Source organism: Nonomuraea sp. NPDC001684 (assembly GCF_053596515.1).
This window is the reverse complement of record NZ_JBSFGJ010000080.1, coordinates 9,949-28,571: the sequence shown is the minus strand read 5'-3', so window position 1 is coordinate 28,571 and position 18,623 is coordinate 9,949. Positions and strand designations below refer to the sequence as shown.

Here is an 18,623-nt window from a genome sequence, read left to right as displayed (position 1 = left end):
GAGAACTGCCTACGACGCCTCGTCACGTACCTACCTCTTCCAGACTTCTGTCAGCTTATATAGCTGACTGTCCGGAATCTGCTGGGCACCTCAGTCCCTGTATTGATCAGCATCTTCATGGGCCAAGCGACAAGTAGCTGCGTCGCGCGGATGGCACGTAGATGCAGGCCGCCGCCTCATATCTCAGTGCCACGAATCTTTCAGGGAAGATCAAAGCCTGTCCGACCGGCACCGTCCCGCAATTAGGCTGCGACACCTTAGCGATCAGGAGAATCGGGAGCAGGCTATGCCCGGAATGAGTGAGCGACGACGCGGGCGGATCCGCGCCATGGCTCTGTTGCTCGCAGGCGGGGCCACTACCGCCGCAGCCCTCGCCATGGCCGTCAGCGGAGCCGGGACAGCCACGTCAGGGAACCAGCAGACCTCCTCACAAGCAGCCACAGAGATTCCGCAAGGCGCCAACAACACGGGGATCGTCACATCTCCCCACCACAAGAGGAAGTCGGCCACCTCATCCAGGGGCACCACCGGTACTCCAAACGAAACGACCGGAAAACGAGATGGCATCACCGGCAACGCAAAGGCCGTCATTGCACCCAGGAATCGAGCACACGTCGATGTGCTGCGTGACCGCCTCCCGGCCGTCCACCCGCAAACGCCGGACGGGTCCGCGATTGACCATCACACGCCACAGTCGAGCCATCGAGCAAAACGAGCGCCGAGCCGTCCCCGCCCAGCCTCATCCGGCAGCTCTGAGCACGCTGGAATCCCATCATTGATCGGGATGAAGTGCGACGAGTTGTTCCCCTCCCACGAACGAGACTTTCGTCTGCGCAACATGGCATGCCATCAATTCTTGGATTGATCTGCGCGTTCAGCGCGATGTCATGGTTGTGTGCGCACGACAGCGATGGAGATCTCCCCGTTGAGGGCGTGGGCCGCGACCACAGGCGCAACGGCACTGTCCACGACGACCGTTGCCTGACTGGCCGATCCGGACGTGTAGCTCACGCTCTCCACCACAGCCTCCTCCGCGAGAAGCGTGGGCGGTTCGGAGTCGGGCTTGCGCGCGGGGACGTGGATGAGCTGGACCCGTTCACCGCGCTGCAGGTCGTAGGGCGCTTGCCCAGGCTTGAGCGCCAGCCCCATCCTGACGGATTTCCCGCTGATCGCTCCGGTCCCGTTCGCCGCGGCCATCGGCCGGGTGAGCAGCGTGCCGGGCAGCACGGTGACGGTGGCGACGGTGGCGGCCACCTGGTCGCGCTGGGCCCACGACCAGTAGGTGACTCCCCCATCGGCGATGCGTGCCTCCTGCAGCGCTCCGCGGTCGAAGCGCTGGCCGGCACCGATCTTCTTGATGACACGGATGACGGAGATGCGTTCGTCGGCGCGCATCACCAGGAGGGTCGTGGCCAGGGCACCACCAAGCACGAGCAGCACAGCGAGGGCGGCAAGGGCCGGCCTGCGTTGACGCGCCTGCTGCGGTAACCCACGGGAAGCGGCCCCGGTCAGCACACCCGCTCCTTCAGTCATTCGCGGTCGTCCTGGGAGTTCCTAGATGTTGCGCGCTGGGTTGCACCAGCGCCATGTGCCGCCATCGGGATCGACGTCCGGGCCGTAACAGAACTGGGCCCGCTTGATGGAGCCGAAGAACACCGAATCGTCGACACACCCCGACTTGGGCCCTGCCTGCAGCAGGATCGTCCGGCCGATCGTGGTCTTGTACTCCACGGCCACCTTGTCCTTGTCGTCGAGCGCATCACACAGCATCACGCGCTTTCGGTCGGCACTGATCTCAACGGTCCCAAGCCGCCCATACCCGTCGGTCCACGGGCGTGCGGATGCCCACACCGGCCCCGTCACCAACAACCCGCCCACCAACACTCCCGGCACTACCCTCGCCCACCGTGACATCGTTCCCCTTCCAGTCAGCATGCAGCCCATGATGTCACGGAAGGTGATCATGCATATGCGGAACGCAACAATCGAATGAGGCGAACGGCCCCATGAGGCGGCTCTGTGCTCCGCCGTTCCAGAAGCTGAAAGCCCCGCAGCGATGACTCACGCTCCTCAACCCGAGCGCTGCCGCCACGGCCCAGGCATTGCCCTACGATCGCGAAGCTCTATGAGTCATCTCTGTGTTGCCCACCACGGCTGAATCCACGCCGCGCCGCCGCCAAGCCCTCCGCCCTGCGCGAGCCCCATCTCACGAAGGTCAGCTGCCAAGAGCCGCCGGGGCTCCGAGGTCCACGACCTGGCTGGTCGTGCTCACGACGTGGACCGGACGCTGCTGACAATAAACGGCCAAAGCCAATGACAGGCTCGGCTCGCCACCAGGCTTGGACAGGTACGTGCGGCCTCCAAGTCCTCGACGGGCTGATCAACGAGTATTAGCGCGCTGGCTAACCAACAAGGTGCCGTCACGAATGCGCAGATCAACGCCTCGGGCCTGGTTTTGACACCCTTCAGGCTCCAGTGCCCACTGCTCATCGGTGAGGTCGCGCCGCCTCGTCACCGCTACGCTGGCCACGAGGTCTCCGGTATTTGGCTCTTCTTCGTCGTTGAACCAACTACCGGAGGCCTCGTCGATTACCTATGACCGCCACGCCGCGGCCCTCGTCACCCTTTGAAAACGCGGCCTAGAAGAGTGGCATCTGTTCGGGATCAGCCTGTTCTGCGATCTGTTGGTGCCCTCGCGGGACGGAGATCGACTCTTCAGAGCCATTCCCACTGGCCAGCCTCTGTGACTGATTACCTCCTGCAACAGGCGCGGGGGCGGAGCCGGGGCGAGGTCCCGGATAGACAAAGTGCGGAGTCCCTGGCACGGCGAGCAGATCGGCGACGGTTGGCTCTCTCATAGGCCGCCCAAGCTGGCAGAGCCTCCGCATGTGGTCCCGGGCGGTTTCGGTATCAATGAGGCCACTTTGGATCGCCAAGCGCACCACGTCGATGGTCTCGTACGTCGTGATGCCCTCCGCCCGGCCGAACCGGACGGCCTTGCGGTCGTCGGAGATCCACGCGGAGCCTTGGAACTGCGGCCAGTTGAGGATGACATAGCAGCTCTGCGCCTCCCCGAGGTGCTCCGTGTAGCGGCCGCGCAGTCTCGGCCCGGCAAAGGCACGCCGGCGCAGCGCCTCGACGCCGACAATGTCGGCCTCCCGCGTGATCAGGATGGGCGAACCGAGCCACGGATCCGTGCCAAGAAGGCTGGCGAGCGAGTCAAGGGGTTGACCGCACCTAACCCCATTACCGATTTCGAACGCAACGGCTTCGGTCCATCGCCCCTGTCCGTCGAGCATCTGCTTGAGGAGCGCGACCTCACCCAGATACGCGAAGTTACTCAACACGGTCGTGTCAGGGAAGAAGAAGGGGGGCATCACGTGTCCGTCGCTCAGTATCCGGGTTCCAGGCGGCGTTCAAGCTCACCGATGTCCTCGTCAAGGAGGCTGGCGAGGGGTTGCAAGGTAGAACGGCCGGCCTCGTAGACGGCCATCGTGTCGCGGACCAGCAAGCGCGGAGGTCTGGGCCACTGAGCCTCGGTGACCATCGCCTCGTAGGTCTCGGTCTTGCCGGTTCGCTCGGCCGCTCGGAGCGCGCTCAGCTCGCTGAGTCGGTCGCATCGGCCAGCGTCGATCAAGTGGAGCTCCTTGAGCCGGATGGCCAGAGCCTTCGGGCTCACCCAGAGCTCCGTGACCAGCTCCGCGAAGGCCTGATCGGTGAGCCCTGCGTTGCCCACGCGCGCACGGAGGAGGTCTTCCGGCATGAGGAAGACGGCGGCGAAGGCATTGGCGCGTTGCTCGCTGTCACTGCGCCACTGCCGCCCTTGGAGGAAGATGTTTTTGTCCAGACTGATCTCCTGGTCGTCGCCAGCGAGAAGGTGTCCAAGCTCGTGGGCGAGCGTGAAACGCTGCCGACATGGGTTGGACGAGGTCCCCAGAATGATGATCTTCGTGTCGTCCACGGAGGCCGCCATGCCGTCGAAGTCGCCGCCGAGGTCGACCAGGGCGATGTCCACCCCGAAGCTCTCCTCGACGGCGGCGACGAGATCAGGCTTAGCTACGAGGACCTGACGGGCGCGCTGCGCCGCCGCCCGTCCCCATTGCCGCCACCCGCTGAGCTCGACGGGCACGTCGAGCTGTCGCCATCGCAGGTCATAGCCGATCTCCGCGATGCTCTGGCGATGGGCGGCGTAACGAAGCGCAGCGGTCAGAGCGGTTCGGGCGTCTCCATGCTCGGCGCGCGCCGAGCTGTCGAGTCTGGGCCGCACTCCAGTAATGAGGTAGTCAAGATTCTCCTCCCTAGCATCCGCGATCTTGGCGAGGTCCAGGGAGGAAAAGGGCCGTTGCCCGGACAGAGCCGCCGCCAGAGCGGCACTATCGAGGTCGGCTTGCGCGGCGAAGGCTTCCTCGCTCAGCTCGGAGACGCTGATGAGCTCCCTGACGCGATCGGCGATGCTGGACACAGGGAGAGCCTCTCCCGCGCACTGTCGTTGACGCAAGAGATCCGCTTATATGGCTGTGTGCCAGGGGAGTCAGGGGAGACCAAAGGATGACGTCGATGACCGACATGCCGACCGTGCCAGAGCCCGGCCAGGTGGTCAACGTGCGCGGCTCGGTGTGGGCGGTTGCCTACGTACGGGCTCAGGGCCTGTCGCGCAGTCCCGCGGACGAAAGTGTGCCGGGGCTGACGCATGTCGTCGAGCTGCACTCGCTGGAAGAGGACCGGCTCGGACAAGAGCTCGCCGTGGTCTGGGAGCTCGAGGTCGGACACACCGTGGCGCCTGACCAGGGGCTGCCGGAGACGGTCAACCCGGACGACTTCGACGATCCCGACACGCTGGCCGCCTTCGTTGACGCGGTCCGCTGGGGCGCCGTCACCTCCGCCGACGCCAACTCCTACCAGTCCCCCTTTCGCAGCGGCGCGAACGTTGAGGCGTACCAAATGGAGCCGCTGGACCGCGCGCTTCGATCTTCGCGTACCAACCTGCTGCTCGCCGATGACGTCGGCCTGGGCAAGACGATCGAAGCCGGGCTCGTCGTCGAGGAACTGCTCCTGCGCCACCGGGCCCGGTCGGTCGTGATCGTCTGCCCGCCGAGCCTCATGCTCAAATGGCAGGACGAGATGCGCGAGAAGTTCGGCCTGGAGTTCACCATCGTCGACAGCGCGCTCCTGGCCAAGGTTCGCCGCACCCACGGCCTGGCCGCCAACGCGTTCCGTCTCTACCCGCGGGTGATCGTGTCGATGGCATGGCTGCCGTCGTTGCGCGCGCAGCGGCTGCTGCGCGATGTGTATGGCGAGACCGGACAGCCAGGCAGCGCCCGCCGATTCGCCTTCGACGTGCTCGTGGTCGACGAGGCCCACCACGTCGCGCCGCCCAGTCCCACTATCACCAGCGGCGGGCGTGGGTACGCGGTCGATAGCCAGCGCACCCGCGCTGTCCGGGCGCTTGCCGAGAGGTGCGAGCACCGGCTCTTCTTATCGGCGACGCCGCACAACGGCTACACCGAGTCATTCACCGCATTGCTGGAGATGATTGACGACCGCCGGTTCAGCCGTGGCGCGATCATCGACACACAGGCACTGCGCCAGGTGACGGTGCGTCGGCTCAAGACGCAGCTGACGGACAAGGACTTCGTGCCGCGCGAGTTCAGGAAGCTCCCCTTCACGGCGAGGGCGGAGGAGCAGCGGCAGTTCGAGATTCTTGAGCGAATCATCCGCGATACCGCCAGGGCCACCAGACAGTCGGGGTCGGGCGACATCGTGGGCATGCTCCTGAAGAAGCGCTTCCTGTCCAGCCCGTACGCCTTCGCGCGCACCCTGGAGCAGTACACCCAGGCGTCGACAGCGGGCGCCCAGGAGGTTGAGGACGAGGACGCCTACATCCAGGAAACCCTGGGCAGCGGCCAGTCCGATGAGGAGGAGGGTGAGGCCGACCACCCGGAATTCACCGCACTGCGTCGGTCCAAGAAGGACCACCCGTTGATCGCCGATCCTGGCGAGATTGACGATCTGATCACCTGGGGCTTCGGATACGAGCACCGTCCCGACTCCCGGCTCCAGGCGCTCATCGACTTCCTGGACGCCACTTGCCGACCCGACGGTATGCACTGGTCCAACGAGCGAGTGGTTGTCTTCACCGAATACGCCCAGACGCTCGCCTGGATCCAGGGAGTGCTGGAGCAGCGCGGCTATGCGGGCGGACGCCTGTCGGTGATCCGCGGCTCGACTCCGAAGGAGGACCGGGAGACGATCCGGGCCCGCTTCAATGCGGAGCCGGCGGCCGAGAAGGTACGGGTCTTGCTTGCCACTGACTCGGCAGGCGAAGGCATCGACCTGCAGACCTACTGCCACCGGCTGGTCAACTTCGACATTCCGTTCAATCCCTCGCGGCTCGAGCAGCGGATTGGCCGGATCGATCGCTATGGCCAGACCAGGACCCCGCTGATCTACCAGCTCGCCCCGAGTGCAGACTCCAGTACATACGCGGCCGATCTCGACTTCATGCGGCGGATCGCCGTGAAGGTGGGCCGGGCCGCCGAAGACCTCGGCTCGATGAACAACGTCATCGACGCCGACATCCAAGAACGCTTCGGCCCGACCGGCCGCAGCCCGCGCCGCAGGGCTCTCGACGAGGGCAGCGCCATCATCAGGGAGGTGCTGGCAGGTGGCGTCGAGCTCAACCGCCGGCTCACCGAACTGTCGCGGACGTACGGCGAGCGCAAGAAGGAGATGCATCTCACGCCCGCCAACATGCGACGGGTGGTGGACACCGCGCTCGACCTCAGCCATCAGCCGCCACTCAAGCGGATCGCCGACCCCAAAGCCGATGCGAGCCTGCTGGACGAGCGGCCCGATGCTGAGATCTTCGAGGTGCCCGACGCGCTGGCTCCCGGCTGGCAGCAGGCCGTGCGTGGTCTGGATACTCGCCTCGATCCCGGCGTTCTGCGGCCGATCACATTCGATGAGGAGGCGGCCAGGGGGCGCAGCGACCTCGTGCACATCCATCTCGGTCATGCGCTGATGCAGCGCGCCGCCCGTACCCTGCGATCGTCCCTGTTCAGCGCCGATGCCCCGGTGCGCCGGGTGACCGCAATCGTCATTGATGATCTGCCGCAGTCGTGTGTGCTGGCAGTCTCCCGGCTCGTTCTGGTCGGTAGGGGCGGGTTGCGACTGCATGAGGAGGTCTTCTTGACCGGGGCGCGGCTGCGTGGCCAGGCGATGGCAGAGGAGAAGGTGGAACATCTGCTGGACGAGGCTCTCGACCGCGGCGGACTCGCCCTCGCCCCTGATCCAGCGCGGCGCTGGCTGACGGAGCAGTGGAACGTGCCCGGCTCCGCCTTGCGCGCCAAGTTACTGCACTCGATGGAGCGCAGGGCGGAGCGAAGGCAGGCAGAGGTCACCGCGTCGCTGTCGACCCGCCGCGAGGCCGACGTCGCTCGCGCCAAGGAGATTTTCGCAGCGTTCCGCCGCAACCTGCACGAGTCCAGGGACAGGCTCGCCGATGAGATTCGCGAGCAGGAGGAGAGCATGCTCTACGTCGACGACCAGCAGGCTCAACGCCGCCGCGACTTGCGCACGATGGAGGATCGGCTCGATAGCCTGGGCGAGGAGGAGGCGCGGGAGATCGCCGCGATCGAGGAGCGGTACGCCGACATCCGTCCGCACGTCGCCGCCGCCGCAGTCGTCTTCGTCCTCACTCCGGCCGACGCAGACGGAGAGCTCGCATGAACCCGTCCGACTCGAACTGGCTGCACCGGTCCTGGCTCACTCTGGTCGACACCGAAGGGCCGTTCCTCGCCATTCCGCCGCTGCGCCGCGTTTGGCCACAGGGCATGCCCCCCGCCTCTCGGACCGTACTCGATACGCTGCGGGACGCCAGGCCCGGCTTCGAGCAGGCGTGGGAGAAGCAGGACAGCAGGCCAGATGATGAGGCCGCGCTCGCACTCTACTGCGACGCGCGCGACTCCTGGGTGGAGATCGTTCTGCGCGACGTCCTGCGCTGGAAGGACAATTACCGGCCAGGCGCGAACGGCGTCGAGGTCCGCTCGCCCGACCACCGCGTCACCGTCCGGCCCACCGGCGCGTTCGTCCGCGGCGGCGAGAGCTTCGCGCTCGTGCTGGTGACAGACCCGGTTCAGACGCTACGCGAATCGCTGGACGACGGCTGGGCAACCAGCCCGATCGACCGGATGGAAGAGCTGCTCCGCAAGGCCGGCGTGGGTATCGGGGTCGTCACCGACGGCCGCTGGTGGGCACTCGTCTCCGCGCCCAACGCAGGCCTGGCCGCTTCCGGCATGATCGACGCGCAGACGTGGATCGAGGAACCGCAAGTCCGCGACGCTTTCTTCGAGCTGCTCTCGCCCATCCGGTTAGCGGGCGGCAAGGCGGCCGACAGGCTGCCAGCCCTGTTCACCGAGTCGGTAACGGCCGCCGAGGCGATCACCGAGGCGCTCGGCACCCAGGTGCGCCGCGCCGTCGAACTCCTCGTGCAGGCCTTCTCCGAGTCCGCCATCGAGGCCCGCAGACGCGGTCGCCTCGCCCCTTTGCCCGACGATCCAGCCAAGGTCTACGAGGCCGCTGTCACCATCATGATGCGCGTCGTCTTCCTGCTCTTCGCTGAGGAACGGGGGCTGCTGCCGGACGGCCGTGTCTTCACCGAGGGGTATGGCATTGCCGACCGGCTCGACGAGCTGGACGCCCGGCTGCGGGACGAGGGCGCAGAGGCGCTAGATGCGACCTCGCTCACCTGGCATCGGCTGCTGGCCACCTCCCAGACCCTCTATCAGGGCGCGACCTTCGAGGACCTGCGTCTGCCCGCCTATGGCGGCTCGCTATTTGACCCGGCCCGCTTTCCCTTCCTACTGGCACGCACCGAGCAACACACGCTGACCATCACCGTCAGCGACCGGGTCATGATCGAGGTCCTGCGCGCTGTCCAGGTCGCTCAGATCAGGGGGGAAGGGGGGCGCCGGATCTCCTTCCGTGACATCGACGTGGAGCAGATCGGCTATATTTACGAGGGCCTGTTGGGTTACTCGGCCGCCGCCGTGGACGAGGTCACCGTCGGCCTCATCGGCTCCGGCAGGACCGATCCGGCCACGGGCCACATTCTGCACACCGGGGAGGAACCCGAGGTTCCCCTGGCAGTCCTTGAACGGCTCGCTGCCTCCCGGTCCGACGCGAAATCCTTCGCCAAGGCCCTCGTCTCCTGGGCCAAGGAGGACCAGCCCGCCGCCAAGCCGCCGAGCGAGGCCACTCTGGTCAAGGCCCGCGACGCCATGCCGGAAGATGTGGAGCACGCCCTGCGCGCCGTCACCACCGATGAGGAGCTGCGGGAACGGCTGCGCCCGTTTGTCGGGCTGATCCGCCGCGATCTGCGTGGACGGCCGTACATGGTGCAACCGGGCGGTGTGCTCGTCATCGAGACGCCGTCGCGGGCGAGCGCGGGTGCGCACTACACGCCGCGTTCGCTGGCCGAGGAGGTCGTACGGCACGCGCTGGAACCGCTTGTCTACAAGCCGGGACCACACACCGAGCCCGACTCCAGCAAGTGGCGACTCGTCTCGCCTGAGCAGATCCTCGACCTCAAGATCGCCGACATCGCCTGCGGCTCCGGCGCCTTTCTGGTGGCTGCAGCGCGTTACCTCGCCGAACGGCTTATGGAGGCCTGGAGGGAGGCGGACGTCGCGTCCGGCACCCCGCACGAGCTGCACGTCCACGCCCTACGTACGGTCGTCGCGACTTGCTTGTATGGCGCAGACATCAACACTATGGCCGTGGAGATGTGCAAGCTGTCGCTGTGGCTGGTCTCCCTCGACCCCAAGCTGCCCTTCTCCTTCGTCGACGACAAGATCCTTCTCGGCAACTCGCTGCTCGGGATTACCGACGCGCGGCAGCTGAAGGCACGCCAAATCGATCCCTTGGGGGATCCCCCGGCGACCCTGTTCGAGATCGACGTGGACGAAGTGCTGGCCAAGGCCGCGCGGCTGCGGCAGCAGCTCGCCACTGAGGTCGACGACCGCGACCCGCAGCGTTCCGCGGCCACCAAGCGCCGGCAGTTGGGCGATTACCAGCGGCTCGTCGCCCAGCTCACCGACATCGCCGACGGCGTCATAGCCGCCGGGCTCCGGGTTGGCGGCAAGCCGGGCAAACAGCTCCGCGAGGTGTACGAAAACCTGCGCGTCGCCCTCGAGTTCGCCCATCCGGCGCCGTGCGAAGAGCCAAACTGGGGCATGTTGGAGTCGATCCTGGCGGCCGGGCTCACCCCGACCGTCCCCACCGACTACAAACGTTGGAAGTCGCTCCACTGGATCATCGCGGTTCCGGACGTGATGACACGTGGCGGTTTTGACGCCATCATCGGCAACCCGCCGTTCCTGGGTGGGCAAAAGCTTACCGGGACCATGGGGACCAACGTCCGGGACTGGTTCGTTAACGTGCTCGCTGACGGGGCCAAGGGTAGCGCCGACTTGGTCGCCTACTTCTTCCTCCGGGCCATGGCGCTGCTGACGTCAAAGGGCAACCTCGGTCTCATCGCCACCAACACGCTTGCTCAGGGTGCCACTCGTGAGGTCGGCCTCGATCGAATGGTGGATGACGGCTTCACTATTACACGGTCGATCCAAAGCCGCAGCTGGCCGGTGTCAACCGTCAACCTGGAGTACGCCGCAGTCTGGGGGACGAAGGAGCGCATCCCCGACTCGCTGCCTCGGGTCGCCGACGACATCGAGGTCCGACGGATCTCGACCTTGCTGGAACCCGCCGGACGGGTCGAAGGCACACCGATCAGGCTCGCAGAGAACCTGGGCATCGCCTTCCAGGGCTGCAATCCTCGTGGCATGGGGTTCGTTCTCGAACCAGATGAGGCAGCGTCCTGGATCGAGACGGATCCAGCGAACGCCGAGGTGCTGTTCCCCTACCTTGGCGGCAAGGATCTCAACTCCCGTCCAGACGCCTCGGCTTCCCGATGGGTGATTGATTTCAATGAGCGCTCTGAGCCGGAAGCAGGGCAGTATGATCTGCCATTCCGCCGTGTACTGGCAGCCGTGCGGGAGGAGCGCCTAGGGAATAGGGATGTTGCTGTTCGGAGAGCTCCTTGGTGGCTCTTCTGGAGAAGAAGTCCTGCGATGCGAATGGCAATCGCCGACCTGGGGCATGCGTTGGTCATTGTTCTGACGCAAACCAGCTCTACCCAGATATCGCTGATGGTTAATGCGCGCCAGGTGCTGGACCAAAAGCTGGTTGTTTTTGTTTCAAAAGATCCGGGACTTTTGGCGGTCCTTTCGTCAACTCCTCATCGGCTGTGGGCCCAAGTGAGAGGCTCCACGAGAACGGGAGACCCGGTCTACACTCCGTCTGACGTATTTCTCACATTTCCCCGTCCGAAGCCTAACGAGCGCCTGACCGAAATTAGCCGGATTTTGGACATTGAGCGGCGGGAGATCATGCTGCGGCGGCAGCTCGGGCTGACGAAGCTCTATAACCTGGTTAACGACCCCGAGGTCCTCGACGCGAGTGAGCCGGATGTGGCGCGCATGCGGGAGATCCACGTCGAGCTGGACCAGGCCGTCATGGACGCCTACGGATGGGGTGATCTCCCGCTCAATCACGGCTTCCACACCTATCGGCAGATGACCCGATGGACCGTGTCCCCGGAGGCCCGCGTGGAGATCCTCGATAGGCTGCTGGAGGAGAACCTGCGCCGCGCCGGCGAGCAGGGCGCTGCTCCGCCTCCTGCCGACGAGCACGACCTGGACGAGGGAGGCGACGCGTGACCACCCCGGGAATGCCAGGTGGCCAGGCCGCCGATGGCTCCGGCGCCTCCGCCAGGCCGGAGCGCAAGCCGTACCGGCTAGAGCACGAACCCGACGGCACCTCCTGGACAGACCGGGCCAACCTCGCAAACATCCTGGAGCGTGAGCTCCTCGGCCCGACGAATGGCCCGCACGAGATCCTGGATGCCCCGCCGGACGTCGCCTATCTGGTGGGACGGATCGCGCCGGTCCGGCTCACACGCAAGACTGGCTCCCCGCAAGCGCGGGACCTAGTGGACGCCGACACCGGCGAGCAGCTAACCGACGTGGGCGACGCGGAGGATATCCACGCCGACCGGGGCGTGCCGCTCACCGCGGTCGACGACACCACAGCCACCGCGGATGAGGACACCGGCGTCGAGGACGACCCGCAGCGCCGGGGACTAGTGATCCCTGCGTCCATGGGGCTGCGCTGCCAGATCCCGGCCGAGCTCGAGGCGTTCACGGTCGTCGCTTCGTGGGGCGTCTACGAAACGCTGAAAGAGGAGGCCAAGGACGCGCGGTCGCATCGTCGCTACCAGCGGACTCCTGTTGGGATCGCACAGAAGATCAAGGTAGCCGATCTACAGCATGGCCAGACGGAGACGTATTCCCTCAAGGACAAAGTGGTGCTCCGGATCGACCGGTTCGACGACACCGCGCGCGACCGGGTGATCATCGAGATCGCGCTCTGCAACGACAGAGAAGCGGAAACACGGATCCCTGTCAATGCCTGGCTCTACCAGACGAAAGTCGAGGTGCATGCGGACGGCGCCGAGGTCTTCCTGCCGGTTACCGACGTGCTGGAGGCGGATGCGTGGTTGGAGCGCGATGACGAGCTGCGCCGCCTGCAGTTGCAGTACCGCGACCGGCTGGAATTCGCGCATGGGCGTACCTGCTCGGCTGACTGGGAAGCGTCCAAAGGCGGGCGGCGGGCAAGCCGTGTGTGGACGACGTGGCTGCCGATGAGCGAGACGCCACCAGTCGATGCGGAGCTGATCGAGGGCGCGCTGCTCGACATGCGCAAGCTCGCACAGGCGAGCCCGGAGGAACTGCGGGAGGGGCTCAGCCCGATCGTGGACGGATACGCGGCCTGGCTCGATGAGCAGGACGGTCGAGTTCAGGCCCTCCCCGCGCATCTGCTCCTGGTAGGGCAGGAGGCGGTGGACGAGGCCCGTTTCGTCCACCGACAGCTCACCGAGGGGTTGGAGCTCCTCGTGGGCGACCCGGAGGTACAGCGCTGCTTCGCGTTCATGAACGACGTGATGGCCGATCAGCGCGTCCGCACCCAGGTTGCGGCCAGACGCGGGGCGAATGAGAACCTCACTGTTAACGAGGCGCGCGAGCAGGTACTGAACGGGAAGTTCCCTCACTCGTGGCGCATGTTCCAAATTGCGTTCATCCTTATGCAGTTGCCCGCGCTCACCGATCCGGCGCACCCGAGGCGCGGCGGTGACGGCTCTGCGGCAAAGGCGGAGCTGTTGTTCTTTCCCACCGGTGGCGGCAAGACCGAGGCCTACCTGGGCCTGGCCGCGTACGCGTTCGCGATCCGCAGACGCCAGGGTTTGGTTGCGACGTTGGATGGCGACGCCGGAGTGACCGTGCTGATGCGGTACACGCTGCGGCTGCTGACCTCCCAACAGTTCCAGCGAGCCGCAGCGCTGGTGTGCGCGGCCGAGCTCACCCGCCGGGCCGACCCCGCGACGTGGGGTCAGGAGCCGTTCCGCATCGGCCTGTGGGTGGGGACGGACGTCACCCCCAAGCGGGTCTCGGAGGCGCGTAACGAGATCGAGAAGGCCACCAAGGGCCGCAGGCGGCTCACCGTGCTGCAGACACAGCGCTGTCCCTGGTGCGGCACCAAGATCGGAGTTGGCAACGTCAAGGCTCCCAACGACGACAGGCGCCGAGTTTTCGTTTACTGCGGTGACGAGTTCGCCGAATGTCCGTTCGCAGAGGGCGGCGAGGTGGAGGAGGGACTACCGGTCCTCACCACCGACGAGGAGATCTACCGGCTGGCGCCGGCGTTCCTCATCGCCACGGTCGACAAGTTCGCCCGGCTCGCCCGCGAGGGTGAAGCGGCATCGCTATTCGGCTACGTCTCTCAGCGGTGTGATCGGCACGGCTTCGTCCACCCTGACTACCCCGGGTGCACTATCCAGGAAGGCAGCAAGCACCCGGCTAAGCATGGCCTGCCCGCGGCGGGCAAGCGGCACGTGCCACGGCTCCGGCCCCCAGATCTGATCATCCAGGACGAATTGCACCTCATCACCGGCTCACTCGGCACAACAGTCGGGCTCTTCGAGACCGCCATCGACGTCATGGCTAGCTGGCGGACAGCCGACGGTCGCCGTGTCCGGCCACTGATCGTTGCTTCTACCGCTACTGCGCGCAACGCCGCCGACCAGGTCCGCGCCCTGTACGGGCGCGACATGTCCATCTTCCCGCCTCGAGTGCTGGATGCCGGATCGACGTTCTTCTCCAAGGAAGCCGATGTCACCAGGGACAAGCCGGGGCGTCTGTATGTAGGGCTGAGCACAACAGGCGTACGGCTCACCACCGCTGAGATTCGAGCCGCTGAAGTCCTCATGGCCGCAGGCCAGCTGCTGTTAGATCGGTCTGGTAGGACCGCGGACCCATACATGACACTGGTCAGCTACTTCAGTGCCACGCGCGAGCTGGCGGGCATGACGCGGTACCTCGGCGACGACGTGCAGACCGCTCTGTCCAAGGGGCGGCCTTGGTCGGCGCTGCCGCGCCGGACCGGCACCGACTTCGGCAGGTTGCATATCGCTGAGCTCACCGCCCGGGTCTCCAGTTCCGACATCACTGGCACACTGGATCAGATGGGCGTCGAGTTCGACCCGGCCGACGACTCGTCTCAGGGGCGGGCCGACCGTGCCAAGCGTCGCGAGGCTGGCGAGAGTCTGCCGCAGCGTGCGTTCCTGCCGTTCGATGCTGTGAACGCGACCTCGATGTTGCAGGTCGGCGTGGACGTTGGACGGCTGGGGCTGATGCTCGTGGTCGGGCAGCCGAAGAACACTGCGGAATACATCCAAGCTTCCTCCCGGGTAGGGCGGAGCGAAGGCAAACCGGGGCTCGTCCTCGCGCTGAGCAACTGGGCGCGGCCCAGGGATCTGGCGCATTTCGAGCAGTTCCGGCACTATCACGAGACGTTCTACGCGCAGGTCGAGGCCCTGTCAGTGACACCCTTCTCGATCACCTCGATTGAGCGCGGTCTCGACGGCGTGCTGGTCAGCGCCGCTCGGGTACTTCATGCGCCAGCGCGCGACGGGCTCTCGCCAGAACAGGGCGCCGACCGAATCAAGCAGTTCGATCGATTTGCCGAGGAACTCGTCGACGCGCTCGCCGAACGATGCGCCTGGGCGGCGCAGGCCACCGCGGACGCCACCGCAGCGGAGACGGTCCGGCGTCGGCTGGGATACCGGCTGGACCAGTGGCGTGCCCGTCGCTCATCGGTGGTGTCCGACCGCAAGGTACTGGTCTACGAGAAAGTCTCCGACCACGGGCAGTACGCGCCACTCATGATTGGCGCGGAGAACGCCAAGGCGCTTGCCAACAGCCGAGATGCGGCCCCCTTCGTCGTGGCCAACTCCATGCGTGAGGTCCAGCCGGAGATCAACCTGCTGGTCAGCCCGATCGAAGAGAATCTGAGACACCATGAGCCGCCTGGGACACCGCAGTGGCAGCTCCCGGAGATGATCTGATGCACGACGATCGATTCATCCATGACCCCGCCCAGGCGCTCGATCCGCTCGGCGAGGTGGAGCGGCTCAACGATGAGGGCATCAAGAAGAACAGGGCAAAGGTGGGATCGGCGCGCCCGTCCTCGCTGCTCTACACCTACGGCCCAGGCTCGATCATGGACCTGCCAAACTTCACCGTGATGCCAGCTGGCTTGGACGACTGGGAGCGTATCTGGGCGCGCCGCGATGGCGTACCCGAGATCAAGGCGCCCCGGCTGCGCGAAGTTGTCCGGATGATGCTCGGCGCGACAGACGTGCAACTCCGTCCGCATCCTTGGCAACCCAAGCGGTCGAACCGCTCGGCCGAGGGAGACGACCTCGGGGTTCCATCGCGGATCTTCCCTCAGTGGATGCGCTGTACCGGCTGCGACATGCTCGGTGGGCTCGCCCAGTTCGAATACACCAACACCCACCCGTTCCGACCCGACTTGGCGATCTTCGAGCATGTCGGCTGCCCAGGGCGCAAAAGCGAGAAAAGGCAGAAGCAAACCGGCGGCAAGAAGAGTAGGCGGCCGGCCGTACCCGCTCGTTACCTGCTCGTCTGCGAGCAGGGGCACCTCGACGAGTTCCCCTACGACCATTGGGTGCATCACTGGCAGGCGTGCCCGGAAGCCGAACGGCCGGTACTTAAGATGACCGACCGGACGGCCGGCAAGGGTGCCTCTGCCACGATCCAATGCGCCGCCTGCCAGGCTCGCCGTCCCATGAACGAGGCCCAGAACGATCGGCGTAAGCTTCCCGGCTGCCGGGGGCGCCACCCCCATCTGGATGCTTTCGAGGACAACGAGTGCGGCCTGGAGACGCGGTTGATGCTGGTGGGCGCTTCCAACCTCTGGTTCCCTGCCACTCAGTCGATCATTGTGATGCCAGAGACGAAGGACGAGCAGGCTACGAGCCGAGCCGACGACGTCAGGACCGCACTCGGAGAAGATCTCCCTGACGCCGTCACATGGCCCAAATCGGCGCTTCGCCGCCTGCTGAGGAACCAGGGTATCGACCTGTCTGGCGCCTCCGATGACGAATTGGACGTCCTGCTCGTGGCCGCCGCACAGCCCGTGGTTACGGTTGAGGAGCAGGCCGAACGGTTGCGCGTCTGGGATCCGGTTGACCTGCTCGTTCCGGAGTGGATTTATCTCCAAAAAGACCCGCTTGGCGCTGGGCATCGCGACGAGGCAAGCGGCTTGGTGCTCTCCTGGCGCGACCGGGACGCCCACCTGCCCAAGAAGATCACCCGAGTTCTCGCCGTCGAGAAGCTCAGGAAGGTCAACGCCCTCGTGGGCTTCACTCGCGTGGACGACATGGACCGCGCGGGCGACCTGCCGTCGCGGCTCGTTCCCCTCACCCGCAAGCGCCCCAAATGGACCGTCGCCACCGAAGATCGCGGCGAGGGCATCTTCCTCCAGCTCGACGAGGCGGCCGTCGCTGACTGGGAGGGCCACGTCTTGAAGTCACGCCTGTGGGCGGCGCACCGCGACGCGAACCGGCGCAACTTCTGGCGGCGGTTTTCAGAGACGGCGAAGAGCGTCGAACCGGATTCGCGCCTCAAGCCGCCGCGTTACTGGCTGGTGCACACCCTCGCGCACGTCATCATTCGCGAGGCGGCGCTGACCTGCGGGTACGGCGCGGCCAGCCTGAGCGAGCGGCTTTATGCCTGGCCAGCGGCCGAGGGCCGGCCGCCATCGGCCGGTCTGCTTATCTGCACGACGGCGTCCGACAGCGACGGCACGCTCGGCGGCCTCGTCCAGCTCAGCCAGCCTGAACGGCTCGCCGAGCTCGTCAACGGCGCGCTCTACCGGGCCGAGCGCTGCTCTTCGGACCCGATCTGCGCCAACCGCACACCTCGCGACAACGAAGATTTCCTACACGGTGCGGCCTGCCATTGCTGCGCGATGGCGTCGGAAACTTCGTGCGAGCGGGCCAACCGGTTCCTCGACAGACGTTTTCTCCTCGACCTACCCTGTGGTGAGGGCCTTGGTTTCTTCGACCACGTCAGCTGATGGGGACGCGGCGGCAGAGCTAGGCCGTCTGCTTTCGGGGAGCCAGGCGCGCGAGCTCGCCGACCGGCTGGTCCACGGTGAGACACTCACCATGGCCCTGCGCGCGGTTCCGCCCGGACTGCGCTTGTCTATCCGCCCTCTTCTGGAGCAGCTTGCCGGTGGCGTCGTGCCGATCCTACGGGCCATCGAGGGCTCGCGGTCGCACTCGACGGCGCTCGACCCGCTGTGGACCATGCCCGGCGGCCTCGCTCAGGCTGGACGGCTAACCAGCTCCATCCCCCGCCTGGTGGACAGCGCCCGCCAATCCGTCACCTGCTCGACTTTCAACTTCCAACGCAGCTCAGCCCTGTGGGACGCCCTGGCCGCAGCTGCGCGTCGCCCCGAGATCGAGCTGCGTGTCTACATCGACACCCGGGCTGCCCAGTCGCCGTCGGCTGAGGAGATAGCCGCCCACCTACGTGGCGGCGTAGTCATGCGCACCCGAGAATTCGACGGGCGCTATGTGCGCAACCACGCGAAGCTCCTTGTCGTCGATCACCGATTCCTCATAACGACCAGCGCAAACTTCTCCTGGAGCGCCGAGCGGGATAACGTCGAATTCGGCCTCTGGATAGACGACGCGACACTCGCCGAATCTATCGAGCGAGAACTCCGCCGCGTCGCAGATCGCCTCTTCGAACGCATCGATGCGTGAATTGTGTGATGGTCGGGACCGTTATACGGATCCTGAGGATCCACGGGAGACCCAGCGAGCCGACATATTTCGAGGACACGCGATCAGTTCGCCCGGCTTCTGAGTATTACGCCAGTATCGCTCAAGAATCCACCACGTGTTACCTGATCCGGTCGTTCGCCAGAGCAATGAGACCGCGACGATCGTTCCGCCGCATCCCTGCCTAGCTTCAAAACTCGTACACACGGTCTGAGTTGGCGCCCCGGTTGGGGCACTGCACAACTCAAGAGGTAGTCATTAATAGTTCCTTGCGGATACTCTCCACTGCTGCATCCGGCCTCCAATTGGCGGCGACCCGAGCCAAAATACATCGAACGGGTATAGATCGCATGGTCAA

Annotated in this window: 9 protein-coding genes; 5 read left to right on the top strand and 4 right to left on the bottom strand. The window is 65.8% G+C overall.

Translation table 11 applies throughout. The features are described from left to right. Positions 1–885: 885 nt before the first annotated feature. From ACWCSD_RS17470 to ACWCSD_RS17455, 4 genes are all read right to left on the bottom strand, one after another. Entirely contained in the window at positions 886–1,515 is a 630-nt protein-coding gene (locus ACWCSD_RS17470; RefSeq protein ID WP_449916022.1) for a hypothetical protein, read from the bottom strand. A gap of 39 nt (positions 1,516–1,554) precedes the next feature. After that, complete coding sequence (locus ACWCSD_RS17465; RefSeq protein ID WP_449916019.1) at positions 1,555–1,965, bottom strand: hypothetical protein; 411 nt, start codon at positions 1,963–1,965, stop codon at positions 1,555–1,557. 674 nt (positions 1,966–2,639) lie between these two features. Further along, positions 2,640–3,377, bottom strand: a complete 738-nt coding sequence (locus tag ACWCSD_RS17460) for a hypothetical protein (protein ID WP_449916017.1) — start codon at positions 3,375–3,377, stop codon at positions 2,640–2,642. Positions 3,378–3,391: 14 nt separating this feature from the next. Beyond that, positions 3,392–4,462: an ImmA/IrrE family metallo-endopeptidase gene (locus ACWCSD_RS17455; RefSeq protein ID WP_449916015.1), complete on the bottom strand. Its 1,071-nt coding sequence runs from the start codon at positions 4,460–4,462 to the stop codon at positions 3,392–3,394. Between the two features lie 95 nt (positions 4,463–4,557). Between ACWCSD_RS17455 and drmD the strand changes: the two genes are divergently transcribed. From drmD to drmC, 5 genes are read left to right on the top strand one after another with little or no spacing between them, the layout of a single operon-like run. Next, the gene (gene drmD / locus ACWCSD_RS17450; protein WP_449916013.1) at positions 4,558–7,728 is read left to right on the top strand and encodes a DISARM system SNF2-like helicase DrmD; all 3,171 of its coding nucleotides are present in this window, start codon (positions 4,558–4,560) and stop codon (positions 7,726–7,728) included. Continuing rightward, the gene (locus tag ACWCSD_RS17445) at positions 7,725–11,774 is read left to right on the top strand and encodes an Eco57I restriction-modification methylase domain-containing protein (RefSeq protein WP_449916011.1); all 4,050 of its coding nucleotides are present in this window, start codon (positions 7,725–7,727) and stop codon (positions 11,772–11,774) included. Before drmD ends, ACWCSD_RS17445 begins: the two co-directional genes overlap by 4 nt. Beyond that, positions 11,771–15,517, top strand: a complete 3,747-nt coding sequence (drmA, locus tag ACWCSD_RS17440) for a DISARM system helicase DrmA (RefSeq protein ID WP_449916009.1) — start codon at positions 11,771–11,773, stop codon at positions 15,515–15,517. Before ACWCSD_RS17445 ends, drmA begins: the two co-directional genes overlap by 4 nt. After that, positions 15,517–17,553, top strand: a complete 2,037-nt coding sequence (gene drmB, locus ACWCSD_RS17435; protein ID WP_449916006.1) for a DrmB family protein — start codon at positions 15,517–15,519, stop codon at positions 17,551–17,553. The genes drmA and drmB overlap by 1 nt, the downstream gene beginning before the upstream one ends. Beyond that, complete coding sequence (gene drmC / locus ACWCSD_RS17430) at positions 17,528–18,247, top strand: DISARM system phospholipase D-like protein DrmC (protein WP_449916003.1); 720 nt, start codon at positions 17,528–17,530, stop codon at positions 18,245–18,247. Before drmB ends, drmC begins: the two co-directional genes overlap by 26 nt. Positions 18,248–18,623: the final 376 nt, after the last annotated feature.